A 13306-nucleotide genomic window follows, 5' to 3' on the forward strand; every position below is an offset into this window, starting at 1 on the left:
ACTCTCGTTTATACGGTTAAAAACCTAAGATTATCACAAACATCTGAGTAAACTTATTCTCGTATCAACGGCGGCTAATAATACTGATTTCTGACGATGGTGCAATGATTTTTTTGAAAAAAAAGACTGAATGCACACTTATCATACGGATAACCCCGAAATATTTGGGAATATGTCTTCGGGGCTATGAATTAAAGTGTACTCAACTTTTTTTCAGCAAGTTTTGAACCAGAACTATTCGGGTACTGTTTTAACACCTGTTGATAAACAGCTTTTGCTTTATCTTTTTGTCCCTTATCTTGCATGATCAGCCCAACTTTATATAAAGCTTCACTGCTCTTTTGGGATTTTGGATATTGCTTCACTACAGTCGCAAAGTAGAATGCAGCATCGTCTTTGCTACCTTTATTGTAGTTTAACTGCCCCAACCAATAATTAGCGTTAGATAGATATCCCGATTTAGGATAGGTTTTAATAAACCCTTGTAGTGAACCAATCGCTTCGTCAATTTGAGCTTTTGATTTACTGTTCATCGCAAGTTGAACGGCCGCATTATAATCATCTTTTTCATTACCACCAGCATTGGAACCCGCTGCTGGTGTGGCATCTGAAGGTGATTGTGCGTTAGATGCACTTGTATCTGCTGCATCTGTTGAGTTAGTTGAATTACCGCCACCAGCATTGTCTAATTGCATGTACAAATCTTTTTGACGCTCGACAACTTGATTCAATTTGTATTCACTTTCTTGAATCTGACCACGTAGCATATCAATGTCACGTTGGTTATCAGCGAGTTGTTGCTGGATTTGATACAGAATTTGACCTTGAGAGCTAACAGCAGTCTCAAGCTGGGAGAGACGGTCTCCGGGCGAACCCGATCCGACATTGTTGATTGGCGCTTGGGCAATAGCGGTCCAAGGGACCGCTACGCCAACCAATAACGACAGACCAACTAGGAGTTGTCTGAAGTTACTGTTCATAATAGATAATTTCGCTTATCTATTAGTATGCAATGACTGCACGACGGTTTTTCGCGTAGTCTGCTTCAGTATGACCTAACACAGCTGGTTTTTCTTTACCGTAAGAAACCAGTGAAACTTGGTCACCAGAAACACCTTTGCTTTGCAGGTACATTTTAACTGCATTAGCACGACGTTCGCCCAACGCGATGTTGTATTCTGGAGTACCACGCTCATCCGCATGACCTTCAACTACAACACGTACTGATGGGTTGCTGCGCAGGAATGCTGCGTGTGCATCTAACATATCAGCGTATTCTGGAGATACGTTGTATTTGTCAAAGCCAAAGTAAACAGTGTTGTTCTGTTGCAGCTGTTCCATTTGCTGACGTGCCAGCTCTTCCGCAGACAGACCAGTGTTAGTTTGATTTGTAGAAGTATCAACACCATCTTGGTCATTGTTTTTGTTAGAGCTACAAGCTGCGACTGCCATGATTGGTAACGCGATCATCAGCCCTTTAAGCACTTTATTCAGTTGCATCGTTTAGATCCTTAATATTTTGCCACACATTATTATTATGCATCACAGATACGGCGACCAGGCAGGAAATTTTACCTGTCCATCGGTAGCCGGAAGACGCGCTTTGAAACGCCCGTCGGTCGAAACTAGCTGCAATATAGTCCCCAAGCCTTGAGAGGAGCTATAAATTACCATAGTGCCGTTAGGTGCGATACTCGGCGTTTCATCTAGGAACGTTTTCGTTAAAAACTCAACGTTATTCGTTGCCAGATCCTGTTTGGCGATATGCTGTTGACCGCCCCCAGAGCTGACCATCACTAAGAAAGTTCCATCCGGGCTTACATCAGCATCCTGATTTTGCGTTCCTTCCCAAGAAACACGTTCAGGGCTACCACCATTAATATTCATTTTATAAATTTGCGGGCGTCCCGCCTGATCTGAAGTATAGACTAAAGTTTGGCTATCTGGCATCCAAGTTGGCTCAGTATTATTACTGCGACCATCGGTTACCTGACGAATTTGCCCACTTGCTAGTTCCATAATATATAAATTCAGGCTGCCTGTTTTTGACAGAGCAAAAGCTAATTTAGTCCCATCAGGTGAAAACGCAGGAGCACCGTTATGACGCGGGAATGATGCAACCTGGCGAATAGCGCCACTTGATAGAGTCTGAATAACTAAAGCTGAACTACCGCTTTCAAACGTTACATAAGCCAGTTTTTCACCATCAGGTGACCATGCTGGCGACATTAAAGGTTCTGGTGAACGGTGAACCGTAAATTGGTTAAAACCGTCATAATCAGAAACTCGTAATTCATAAGGATATTGACCGCCTTTATTCACCACAACATAAGCGATACGGGTACGGAAAGCACCACGGATGCCAGTCAATTTCTCAAATACTTCATCACTTGCAGTATGTGCTGCATAGCGTAACCATTCTTTGGTTACTTTAAACTGATTTTGAGCAAGTACAGCGCCAGGGTTAGCCGCAACGTCCACTAACTGATAACTGACAACATAACTACCATCAGCAGCAGGCTGTACCTGACCAACAACAACCGCGTTAATCCCTAACGCAGTCCAAGCATCAGGAATAACTTCAGAAGCCGTGCCAGGTTGTTGAGGCATACGACTTGGCTCAATTGGGTTAAACTTCCCACTATTACGTAAATCAGCACCAACAATCATGCCAACCTCTTGTGGTGGTGCACCAGCACCTGCCCATTTAAAAGGCACGACACCAATCGGCTGAGCGGTATTAACACCCTCAGTGATTTCAATACGTATTTCTGCTTGAGCAATAGTAGCCCATAACATTAGGAACCCTAAAACTACTTTAAAAGCCTGCTTCATCCGTAATCTCCCTTACTGCAATATTCATCATCGCAATAATTCGCTGAATTTTAACAAAGGTATAATAACAAAACTAGATAGCACAGAAACTATTTATGCTTTTGCGATGAGTTTTTCAATGACAAAAACACTTACTCATTGAAAACTAAGGCTTAAACACTACAGTGCTACCTGCTTTATTAAATGTATCATAGACCTCTCGACTAGGTGGTTTCGGCATTGTAGCAAGTTTAGCTGCTCTAATTGCCGCATCACATAGTGCCGCGTCATTAGTTGGACTATTTTTTGGTGTAATACTAACCAATAATCCATCCGGCGCAAGCTTCAATTGGAGATCACAAGTTCGTCCACGATAACTTTCAGAATCATAGAACTTGCTTTGGATCGCCGCTTTCACTTTCCCTGCATAGCTATCCACATCTGAGTTGGAAGCGCCTGATTTTTTACCACCGCCACTTCCTGCTGCGGCTTCTCCACCTTGTTTACTTGGGCCTGATGCGGTTAAGTCACCCAGTAAGTCATCAACGGATGATGCACTTTTCGCAGCTTCTGCTTTAGCCTTAGCGGCCTTAGCTTTAGCATCTTTAGCTTCTTTGTCTGCTTTAGCTTTAGCGTCTTTAGCTTCTTTGTCCGCTTTAGCTTTAGCCTCTTTTTCAGCTTTAGCTTTAGCATCGGCTTCAGTTTTTGCTTTCGCTTCTGCATCGGCTTTAGCCTTAGTGGCTTCAGCTTCTTTCTTAGCTTGGGCTTCGGCCTTAGCCTTAGCTTCAGTTTGTTCTTTAACTAATTTTTCTTTTTCAGCTTTTGCTTGTGCAGCAGCTTCTTCAGCAACTTTTTGCTCTTCCTTGGCTTTTTTCGCTGCTTCTTTTGCTTGTTTTTGCTGTTCTTCTGCTTCTTTTAACTGCTTATCTGTTTCGCGCTCTGTTTTAATGCGCTCCTCTTCAAGCTTTTGCAGACGTTTTTGTTCCTGCTCTTGCTTTTCCCTCAGCTCAGCATCTTGTTTCTGTTCTTTCTCTTTACGCTCTTTAGCTGCCTGCTTGGCACTATTTTGCTGTTGCTGAGTTTGATTATATTGCTCAACAATCGCACCGGGGTCGACCATCACGGCATCTATAACCGTGCCTTCTTCTCCCCCACCGCCAAGTTTGACGACAGAAACTAAAGAGCCTATAACAATTAGACCAATCAAAAGAACGTGCAGAACTATCGACACGATCAATGAACGGTTTAAGTTATCTTTTTTCTCTTTTGTCTTTCCCACGCTGGCTTCCAAAAAAAGAATCGTGACTAATTCGAATTCAAACTAAACAATTCAGTCTAGATAGCCTGAGTCATCAAGCCGACAGATTTAATTCCTGCACGATGCAAAATATTAAGCGCCTTAATGACTTCATCATAAGGAACTTCTTTAGCGCCGCCAATAAGGAAAACCGCTTTCGGATTTTTCTCTAGCTGTGCTTTAGCCTCAGCTGCAATCTGTTCAGGTGGAAGTAGCTCTAAGCGATCTCCATCAATCAACATATTATATTGATCCACGCCGGCTACCTCTAAGATAATCGGAGGATTATCACTCGATGATACAGTTTGCGTATCAGTAGCATCCGGTAGGTCAACCTCCACGCTCTGAGAAATAATTGGTGCGGTCGCCATAAAAATCAACAGCAACACCAACAAAACATCCAGTAATGGAACAATGTTGATTTCGGATTTCAGCTCACGTTTGCGTCTACTATTGCGCGCCATTCGCTTTTCTCCCCGTCTTATTTCTTATCAGCTGAGAATGCCTGACGGTGCAATATTGCCAGAAACTCTTCCGTGAAGTTGTCATAGCTTTGCTCTAATTTGTTTACGCGCAAGTTTAAACGGTTAAAAGCCATAACCGCAGGAATAGCAGCAAACAAACCAATAGCAGTTGCAATAAGTGCTTCAGCGATACCCGGTGCAACCATTTGCAGTGTTGCTTGCTTTACCGCACCAAGTGCAATAAAGGCGTGCATGATTCCCCATACAGTACCAAATAGACCAATATAAGGGCTAATCGACCCTACGGTACCTAAGAAAGGAATATTAGCTTCCGCCGATTCAAGCTCACGGTTCATTGAAATGCGCATAGCTCGAGAGGCGCCGGTAAGGACAGCATCAGGAGCATGAATATTCGCTTGATGTAAACGAACAAATTCTTTAAATCCAGAGTAAAATATTTGCTCTGTTCCGCTTAAGGCATCACGGCGAGCTTGGCTCTCTTTATACAGGCGAGATAACTCAATACCTGACCAGAACTTATCCTCGAACGCTTCGGCTTCACGCGTTGCCGCATTTAAAATTTTTGTTCTTTGAATAATGATGGCCCAAGATGCAATAGAAAAACCCATCAAAACGAACATTATAAGCTGAACCAATAGGCTAGCTTTTAGGAATAAATCCAGGATATTCATGTCAGTCACTGTTTAAACTCCGCGACAATAGACTTAGGAAGCGCTTTAGGCTTCATTTTTGATATGTCCACACAAGCAATTAAGGCGGTTGCCCCACAAAGTAGATTACCTTGTGAATCAACTAACCTTTGATTAAAGATTAATGAGGCACGTTTCATTTCAACAATTTGTGTTTCAACTTCTAACAGATCATCTAATCGAGCACCTTTAACAAAGTCGATAGTCATACTACGCACGACAAAGCCAAGGTTCTCAGTAAGCATGCTTTGCTGATTGATCCCTTTATTTCGCAACATTTCAGTTCTTGCCCGCTCAAAAAAAGCTAAATAACGAGCATGATAAACTACACCGCCCGCATCTGTATCTTCATAATACACGCGAACAGGCCAGCGAAATAACATAGCAACCACTCCGTCTTAGGTTAAATCAATTAACGGTGCCACTATACGCAAGACGGTGCCGCATTGGAATCACTTTGAAAGTAAAGATATCAAAAATAATTATGGGTACGATGACCCATAATGAGTAAATATACGCAAAATAATTAAAATTATAGGTAATCGACAAACGAATACAGCCAAATATCACACTTAACTTAAATTAACCTGATAACTTAATACGTAAATGTAATCACCATACAACTCAAATTATAGCGGATATAGATTAACTAAAGACTCTAATCAGTCCCCAGATAAGGATGATAGCAGCAGGAAGAGGATGAAAAACTGCTCGCCAGATGACTTTTTTAGGTTTAAAACCCACACCAAAAATCATCGAACTACAAGTTGCCCAAATTAACAGCAACCCTTGCCAAATTAAAAATGAACTGGTACTGGCTGCAAATAGGGTTGGATCCCACATCACAGCACCGGCAGTCACTAGCGCTAAAATAAGGATAAGGGCCCTTATTAGCCCCTTATCCATTAGCTGATAGGTTTTATCCACCAGCATATTATTTACTCACCATCTTTAGCTGTTTTAGCAGCTTTAGAGTCTTCAGAATGCTCTAGCGCTAATGCTGCAATCACTGCAAAACTACAAGCTAACAGAGTGCCGAGAATCCAGGCGAAATACCACATATGTTATGCTCCTTAATACAGTGAATGCTTGTTGCTTTCGATGAAGTTTTTGTCCAAACGGCCAAACATTTTGTAGTAACACCACGCAGTGTAAGCCAATACTAGCGGAACAAAAATGATAGCAACAACAGTCATAACCTGTAGAGTAAACAAGCTAGATGTTGCATCCCACATGGTCAAGCTTGCATTAGGCATAATGCTTGATGGCATGATGAATGGGAACATCGCAACGCCACATGTCAAAATAATACATGCGATAGTCAGAGATGAGCTAACAAATGCTAATCCATTCTTATCTGCTTTCGTGAACAGCATTGTAAATAATGGCAGTGCTACGCCTAAAGCAGGCAGAGCCCACAGCGCTGGATAGTTATTGAAGTTAACCAGCCATCCACCAGAAACGACTTCTACAGTTTTGTTCAGTGGGTTAGATACGCCATAAGTATCAATAGTTGAGGTTATCGCATAACCATCAATACCCATAACTAACCATACACCCGCACCAGCAAACGCTAACAGTGTTATTAAAGCAGTTAGGTAAGTTGTCTTACGAACACGCAGATGTAACTCACCTGCTGTACGCATTTGTAGATAAGTTGCACCTTGGGTAACAATCATCATCAAACTTACAACACCCGCTAACAAACCATAAGGGTTCAGCAGACCAAACAGATTACCGGTATAAGTCAGATACTGTTGATTATCAATTTGCAGTGGAACACCTAATAATAGGTTACCAAACGCAACACCGATAACTAGTGGTGGAACAAAACCACCGATAAACAGACCCCAGTCCCACATGCTACGCCATTTTGGATTCTCCAGTTTTGAACGGTAGTCAAAACCGATCGGACGGAAGAATAATGCAGCTAAAACCAAAATCATAGCAACATAGAATCCAGAAAATGCAGCAGCGTAGACTTGTGGCCATGCAGCAAACATTGCACCACCCGCGGTGATCAACCAAACTTGGTTACCATCCCAGTGCGGTGCAACGGCATTAATCATGATACGGCGTTCAGTATCCGTTTTACCTAAGATAGGTAATAAGAAGCCAACGCCCATGTCAAAGCCATCCGTGACAGCAAAACCAATCAGCAGAACGCCGATAAGGATCCACCACACAAATCGAAGAACTTCATAATCAAACATAAGTGGACTCCTATTTACTGAACGTCGTGTGTTGAACTGTTTTTCTGTTCAAAATGGTAACGACCCGTTTTCAGGCTACTAGGGCCTTTGCGAGCAAATTTGAACATCAAGAACATTTCAGCAATTAAGAACAGCGTATACAGACCACAAATCAGGACTAAAGAGAAGATCAGGTCATGAGTAGTCAAGTTAGAGTGTGCAACCGAAACAGGTAACACCTCACCAATTGCCCACGGCTGACGACCATACTCCGCAACAAACCAGCCTGATTCAATTGCAATCCATGGTAATGGAATACCATATAGAGTCGCACGCAGTAACCATTTGTTTTGACCAATACGGTTGCGTACAACAGCTAAGAAAGACAATCCAATAATTAAGAGTAGTAAGAAGCCAACACCAACCATGATACGGAATGCCCAAAATAATGGACCTACGTTCGGGATACTGTCTTTCACTGCTTGTTGGATTTGTGCTTCTGTTGCATCAACAACGTTTGGTGCATATTGTTTCAGCAGAAGACCATAACCGAGGTCGATTTTGCTTGCTTCAAATGCTGTACGTAGAGCAGGATCTTTGTCACCAGCTAAAAGCTGTTGCAACTGACCATAAGCAATCATACCGTTACGAATACGAACTTCATGCTGTTTCATTAAGTCTTTCAGACCTAAAACAGGTGTATCCAGTGAACGTGTTGCGATGATACCCATTGCCCAAGGAATAGAAATAGCGAATTTATTCTCTTGCTTTTCAGTATCAGGCCATGCAATCAGATTAAATGAAGCCGGAGGTGGGTGAGTTTCCCATTCTGCTTCAACTGCAGCGAGTTTAGTTTTTTGCACGTCACCCATTTCGTAACCTGACTCATCACCAAGCACGATAACAGACAGAACCGCAGCAATACCAAAACTTGCAGCAATTGCAAAAGAACGTTTAGCAAAAGCAACATCACGTCCTTTTAGCAAGTAGTATGAACTAATACCAAGAATGAACATGGCACCAGTACAATAACCCGCAGCAACAGTGTGAACAAATTTAACTTGTGCGACAGGGTTCAGCACTAGCTCCGAGAAGCTAAGCATTTCCATGCGCATGGTTTCAAAGTTAAAGTCAGAAGCGATAGGGTTTTGCATCCAACCATTCGCGACCAAAATCCACAATGCAGAGAAGTTAGAGCCTAAAGCAACCAACCAAGTCACCGCGAGGTGCTGATTTTTGCTTAAACGATCCCAACCAAAGAAGAATAAACCAACAAAGGTAGATTCTAAGAAGAACGCCATCAAACCTTCGATTGCAAGAGGTGCACCGAAGATATCTCCGACATAGTGCGAATAGTAAGACCAGTTAGTACCGAATTGGAACTCCATAGTCAAACCAGTTGCAACACCTAGGGCAAAGTTAATACCAAATAACTTACCCCAGAACTTAGTCATATCTTTATAAATTTGCTTACCAGATAGTACATATACCGTTTCCATAATCGCAAGCAAAAACGCCATACCAAGCGTCAATGGTACAAATAGGAAATGGTACATCGCAGTCATGGCAAACTGTAATCTTGACAGTTCGACAATATCAAACATCTTGACTCCTTGCTCCTAGCAGGAAGACACCGACTTGCGGCAACCCGGCCTTCAGTTTAAAACCGAAGGACCTCTTAACTACCAGCAAAAAATGCCTCAAAACAACAAATAATTAACAAAAGGAAAAGAACTAACTACACTATAATAATAGTACGCTTATCTTTACATACAATAAACTTCTTTTACGTGATTCAGATTTGAATTCTGACTTTACATCAAGAATTATACTATTTAATAGATAAAGACATATTTGATCGAGCACCAATTTAAGCAATTTAAACAAATAAAGCCAGTAGCAATGAATTGATTTACGTCAATTTTTTGCTTTTTGTTAATTGATTGAAGCCACAAACAATTAATCGTTATTTAGATGTTAATTTGCTGTTATTGACAATGAAGCAAATATGCATTTTTCTTTAAAAGATTAACAAAAAAATATTATCTTTCTTTTAAACATTCAAAAAAAGAATATTTAATTTATTATAGTATCTTATTTTGCAGTTATTACGAATTTTATTAAAAAAAGAACTTATCTCAACTAATTGTCTATTTATCGTTAATTAAAATCACTTTAAATCCATAAAATTGATGTACCGCAAATTACGTATTTCTCCATTAATTGTGCTTTCCTTTCCCACAACCAAAAATCATACTCACTATATCTAAACATCGCTAACGCACTTTATACCATGGTGACAGCGGAATCTTATTTCATTTTATACATTGATTAAGCCTATAGTATAAACGCCAGCTATAAAAAAACCCGCATCCAAAATAGATGCGGGCTTCTGTCTCTTACCCTAAACGCGAATAAATAACTCGCGCTTAGCTTACTTGTTTAGCAATGATTTTACTGCATCGCCGATATCTGCAAGGCTACGAACAGTTTTCACGCCAGCGGCTTCTAAAGCAGCAAATTTCTCATCGGCAGTACCTTTACCACCAGCGATAATTGCGCCTGCGTGGCCCATACGCTTACCTTTCGGCGCCGTAACACCTGCAATATAACCAACCACAGGTTTAGTCACGTGCTCTTTAATATATGCAGCCGCTTCTTCTTCTGCGTTACCACCAATTTCACCGATCATAACAATCGCTTCAGTTTGTGGATCTTCTTGGAATAATTTCAAGATATCGATAAAGTTAGAACCCGGAATTGGGTCGCCACCAATACCGACACATGTAGATTGGCCTAATCCTGCATCTGTAGTTTGTTTAACCGCTTCATAGGTCAACGTTCCTGAGCGAGAAACAATTCCAACTTTACCTGGCAGATGAATGTGCCCCGGCATAATACCAATCTTACATTGACCCGGTGTGATAACCCCTGGGCAGTTTGGACCGATCATGCGAACGCCTGCTTGGTCTAATTTTACTTTAACTGTCAGCATATCCAGAGTTGGGATACCTTCAGTAATAGTAATAATTAGCTTAATGCCTGCATCGATAGCTTCTAAGATAGAATCTTTACAAAATGGTGCTGGCACATAGATAACTGATGCAGTCGCACCAGTTGCTTCTACAGCTTCACGCACGGTATTAAATACAGGAAGGCCTAAATGCGTTGTGCCGCCTTTACCTGGTGTGACACCACCAACCATTTTTGTACCGTAAGCAATAGCTTGTTCTGAGTGGAATGTACCTTGACCACCCGTAAAACCTTGGCAAATTACTTTGGTGTTTTTATCGATTAAAATAGACATTATTTAGCCTCCGCTGCTGCTACTGCTTTTTTAGCTGCATCAGTCAGGCTGTTAGCAGCAATAATATTCAAGCCACTTTCTGCCAGTTTTTTCGTTCCGAGTTCAGCATTATTACCCTCTAAACGCACAACAACTGGCACATTGACGCCAACTTCTTCAACTGCACCAATGATACCGTCGGCAATCAGGTCGCAACGAACAATACCACCAAAAATGTTAACAAAAACCGCTTTAACATTTTCATCTGAAAGGATGATTTTAAACGCTTCAGTTACGCGCTCTTTAGTTGCCCCGCCACCGACATCAAGGAAGTTAGCTGGGGAACCGCCGTGCAATTTAACGATATCCATCGTTCCCATTGCAAGACCCGCACCATTAACCATACAACCAATGTTGCCATCGAGAGCAACATAATTCAGTTCCCACTGAGCGGCTTGTGCTTCACGCGCATCTTCTTGGGATGCATCATGCATTTCACGCATTTCTGGCTGACGATATAATGCGTTGCTATCAATTCCTAATTTACCATCTAAGCAAACCAGGTCACCCTCGGTATTAATAACCAGTGGGTTAATTTCAGCTAATGCAAGATCGCGCTCAAGGAATAACGTTGCTAGACCCATGAAAATTTTAGCAAACTGGCTAACTTGTTTACCCGTTAAGCCTAATTTGAATGCAAGCTCACGGCCTTGGTAAGGCATAGGACCTGTCAGTGGATCAATACTTGCTTTATGAATTAACTCTGGCGTTTCTTCAGCAACTTTCTCAATTTCAACGCCACCTTCAGTTGACGCCATGAATACGACACGACGAGTGCTACGGTCAACAACGGCACCTAAATAGAGTTCTTTTGCAATATCAGTCGCCGTTTCTACCAAAATTTGGTTAACCGGCTGACCGTTTGCATCTGTTTGATAGGTTACTAAGTTTTGACCTAACCACTTTTCAGCAAATGCACTGATATCGTTGATATCATTTGTAACTTTAACGCCACCTGCTTTACCACGTCCACCTGCATGAACTTGGCATTTAATGACCCAAGGACCATTACCAATTTTTTTAGCAGCTTCAAGGGTTTCAGCGACCGTTGAACAAGCATAGCCTGTCGGCGCTGGCATACCATAACGTGCAAACAGCTGTTTTGCCTGATACTCGTGTAAATTCATGATGTTCTATCCATAATTAAGTCTGAAGAGGCGTTTATTCGCCTCTGCAATTGTTACTGATTTAGCAACCAGCGAACTGGTTACATCGGTTACTTCAGACCGGGCAGGTTGTACCCTGCCCTGTTATGTTGCTATACGTCTAGCAGTAAACGAGTTGGATCTTCCAGCATATCTTTGATAGCGACTAAGAAGCCCACTGATTCACGACCATCAACTAAACGGTGGTCATAAGACAGCGCTAAATACATCATAGGAAGAATTTCTACCTTACCATTTACAGCCATAGGGCGGTCTTTAATGGCATGCATGCCTAAAATTGCGCTCTGTGGTGGGTTAATGATAGGGGTGGACATCAGAGAACCGAATACGCCGCCATTAGTGATAGTGAAATTACCACCCGTTAAGTCTTCAACTGTTAACTTACCGTCGCGACCTTTGATAGCCAGTTCTTTAATATTTTTTTCAATATCAGCCATGCTCATGCCATCAACATCACGTAAAACTGGTGTTACCAAGCCTCGTGGCGTTGAAACTGCAATACTAATATCAAAGTAGTTATGATAAATCACATCAGAACCGTCAATAGAAGCATTCACTTCTGGGTAACGTTTCAGTGCTTCAACCGCCGCTTTAATATAAAAAGACATAAAGCCTAAACGTACACCATGACGTTTTTCAAATGCTTCACCGTACTGGGTACGTAAGTCTTTGATTGGCTGCATGTTGATTTCGTTGAACGTGGTCAGCATCGCCGTAGTATTTTTCGCTTCCAGTAAACGCTCTGCAATACGTTTACGCAAACGAGTCATTGGAACACGTTTTTCACTACGATGTGCTAATGGCGCTTGTGGAACTGCCGGTGCTTGAGCAACTGCTGCTGCCGCAGGTTTGTTAGTTGCTAAATGTTTCTCAACATCTTCACGCGTTAAACGACCACCAACACCCGTTCCTTTAATATCTGCTGCATTCAAGCCGTGCTCAGCAATTAGGCGACGAATAGCTGGGCTCAGCGCATCATTGCTTTCAGTTTCTAAGCTACCAGTTTGACGTTGTGCAGGTGTCGATACCTGAGCTTCTTTAACTTCAGCAGGAATACCAGTGCTATCACCTAAACGAATACGGCCTAATAACTGTTTAGATAAAACAGTTGCGCCTTCTTCTTCAACGATAGCTTCTAAGATACCCGCTTCACTCGCAGGAACTTCTAAAACCACTTTGTCTGTTTCGATCTCTACCAGCACTTCGTCACGCTCGACTCTATCACCTGCCTTTTTATGCCATGTGGCAACCGACGCATCTGCAACGGATTCAGGAAGATCGGGAACAAGAATTTCTACGCTACTCATTTTGTATCCT

14 protein-coding genes are annotated in these 13306 nt (G+C 41.9%); all 14 read right to left on the reverse strand.

Annotated elements, in window-relative coordinates; all coding sequences use genetic code 11:
• Positions 1-191: 191 nt before the first annotated feature.
• The 14 genes from ybgF to odhB all read right to left on the reverse strand — a co-directional run bounded on the left by ybgF (position 192) and on the right by odhB (position 13296).
• Positions 192-980, reverse strand: coding sequence for a tol-pal system protein YbgF (ybgF, locus tag AAZR93_RS13850; protein ID WP_294109999.1), 789 nt, complete (start codon positions 978-980; stop codon positions 192-194).
• A 22-nt stretch (positions 981-1002) separates the two neighbouring features.
• Entirely contained in the window at positions 1003-1500 is a 498-nt protein-coding gene (gene pal, locus AAZR93_RS13855) for a peptidoglycan-associated lipoprotein Pal (protein WP_047756402.1), read from the reverse strand.
• Positions 1501-1542: 42 nt separating this feature from the next.
• Positions 1543-2835: a Tol-Pal system beta propeller repeat protein TolB gene (gene tolB, locus AAZR93_RS13860; protein WP_336431006.1), complete on the reverse strand. Its 1293-nt coding sequence runs from the start codon at positions 2833-2835 to the stop codon at positions 1543-1545.
• A 145-nt stretch (positions 2836-2980) separates the two neighbouring features.
• The gene (tolA, locus tag AAZR93_RS13865) at positions 2981-4093 is read right to left on the reverse strand and encodes a cell envelope integrity protein TolA (protein ID WP_294109989.1); all 1113 of its coding nucleotides are present in this window, start codon (positions 4091-4093) and stop codon (positions 2981-2983) included.
• 56 nt (positions 4094-4149) lie between these two features.
• Positions 4150-4575, reverse strand: a complete 426-nt coding sequence (gene tolR, locus AAZR93_RS13870; RefSeq protein ID WP_294109987.1) for a colicin uptake protein TolR — start codon at positions 4573-4575, stop codon at positions 4150-4152.
• Positions 4576-4592: 17 nt separating this feature from the next.
• A complete protein-coding gene (gene tolQ, locus AAZR93_RS13875; RefSeq protein WP_294109984.1) occupies positions 4593-5276 on the reverse strand; it encodes a Tol-Pal system protein TolQ in 684 nt (227 codons plus the stop codon).
• On the reverse strand, positions 5273-5668 hold the full coding sequence (gene ybgC / locus AAZR93_RS13880) for a tol-pal system-associated acyl-CoA thioesterase (protein ID WP_434720137.1): 396 nt from the start codon (positions 5666-5668) through the stop codon (positions 5273-5275). Before ybgC ends, tolQ begins: the two co-directional genes overlap by 4 nt.
• A 262-nt stretch (positions 5669-5930) precedes the next feature.
• A complete protein-coding gene (gene ybgE / locus AAZR93_RS13885; RefSeq protein WP_294109980.1) occupies positions 5931-6218 on the reverse strand; it encodes a cyd operon protein YbgE in 288 nt (95 codons plus the stop codon).
• 5 nt (positions 6219-6223) lie between these two features.
• Positions 6224-6346 (reverse strand): cytochrome bd-I oxidase subunit CydX, encoded by a 123-nt coding sequence (gene cydX, locus AAZR93_RS13890; protein WP_068441571.1) that lies wholly within the window; start codon positions 6344-6346, stop codon positions 6224-6226.
• 12 nt (positions 6347-6358) lie between these two features.
• A complete protein-coding gene (gene cydB, locus AAZR93_RS13895) occupies positions 6359-7498 on the reverse strand; it encodes a cytochrome d ubiquinol oxidase subunit II (RefSeq protein WP_294109970.1) in 1140 nt (379 codons plus the stop codon).
• Positions 7499-7512: 14 nt separating this feature from the next.
• On the reverse strand, positions 7513-9081 hold the full coding sequence (cydA, locus tag AAZR93_RS13900; protein ID WP_294109967.1) for a cytochrome ubiquinol oxidase subunit I: 1569 nt from the start codon (positions 9079-9081) through the stop codon (positions 7513-7515).
• An 830-nt stretch (positions 9082-9911) separates the two neighbouring features.
• A complete protein-coding gene (sucD, locus tag AAZR93_RS13905) occupies positions 9912-10784 on the reverse strand; it encodes a succinate--CoA ligase subunit alpha (protein ID WP_294109964.1) in 873 nt (290 codons plus the stop codon).
• Positions 10784-11950: an ADP-forming succinate--CoA ligase subunit beta gene (sucC, locus tag AAZR93_RS13910; protein WP_434720138.1), complete on the reverse strand. Its 1167-nt coding sequence runs from the start codon at positions 11948-11950 to the stop codon at positions 10784-10786. Before sucC ends, sucD begins: the two co-directional genes overlap by 1 nt.
• Positions 11951-12081: 131 nt before the next feature.
• Positions 12082-13296 (reverse strand): 2-oxoglutarate dehydrogenase complex dihydrolipoyllysine-residue succinyltransferase, encoded by a 1215-nt coding sequence (gene odhB / locus AAZR93_RS13915; RefSeq protein ID WP_434720139.1) that lies wholly within the window; start codon positions 13294-13296, stop codon positions 12082-12084.
• Positions 13297-13306: the final 10 nt, after the last annotated feature.

The sequence above is a fragment of the Providencia sp. Je.9.19 genome, from assembly GCF_051129765.1.
In the GTDB taxonomy this organism is placed as follows: Bacteria; Pseudomonadota; Gammaproteobacteria; order Enterobacterales; family Enterobacteriaceae; genus Providencia.

Coding starts and splice junctions, on each gene's coding strand:
- ybgF (WP_294109999.1), bottom strand. CDS start 980: ATGAACAGTAACTTCAGACAACTCCTAGTTGGTCTGTCGTTATTGGTT.
- pal (WP_047756402.1), bottom strand. CDS start 1,500: ATGCAACTGAATAAAGTGCTTAAAGGGCTGATGATCGCGTTACCAATC.
- tolB (WP_336431006.1), bottom strand. CDS start 2,835: ATGAAGCAGGCTTTTAAAGTAGTTTTAGGGTTCCTAATGTTATGGGCT.
- tolR (WP_294109987.1), bottom strand. CDS start 4,575: ATGGCGCGCAATAGTAGACGCAAACGTGAGCTGAAATCCGAAATCAAC.
- ybgC (WP_434720137.1), bottom strand. CDS start 5,668: ATGTTATTTCGCTGGCCTGTTCGCGTGTATTATGAAGATACAGATGCG.
- ybgE (WP_294109980.1), bottom strand. CDS start 6,218: ATGCTGGTGGATAAAACCTATCAGCTAATGGATAAGGGGCTAATAAGG.
- cydX (WP_068441571.1), bottom strand. CDS start 6,346: ATGTGGTATTTCGCCTGGATTCTCGGCACTCTGTTAGCTTGTAGTTTT.
- cydB (WP_294109970.1), bottom strand. CDS start 7,498: ATGTTTGATTATGAAGTTCTTCGATTTGTGTGGTGGATCCTTATCGGC.
- cydA (WP_294109967.1), bottom strand. CDS start 9,081: ATGTTTGATATTGTCGAACTGTCAAGATTACAGTTTGCCATGACTGCG.
- sucD (WP_294109964.1), bottom strand. CDS start 10,784: ATGTCTATTTTAATCGATAAAAACACCAAAGTAATTTGCCAAGGTTTT.
- sucC (WP_434720138.1), bottom strand. CDS start 11,950: ATGAATTTACACGAGTATCAGGCAAAACAGCTGTTTGCACGTTATGGT.
- odhB (WP_434720139.1), bottom strand. CDS start 13,296: ATGAGTAGCGTAGAAATTCTTGTTCCCGATCTTCCTGAATCCGTTGCA.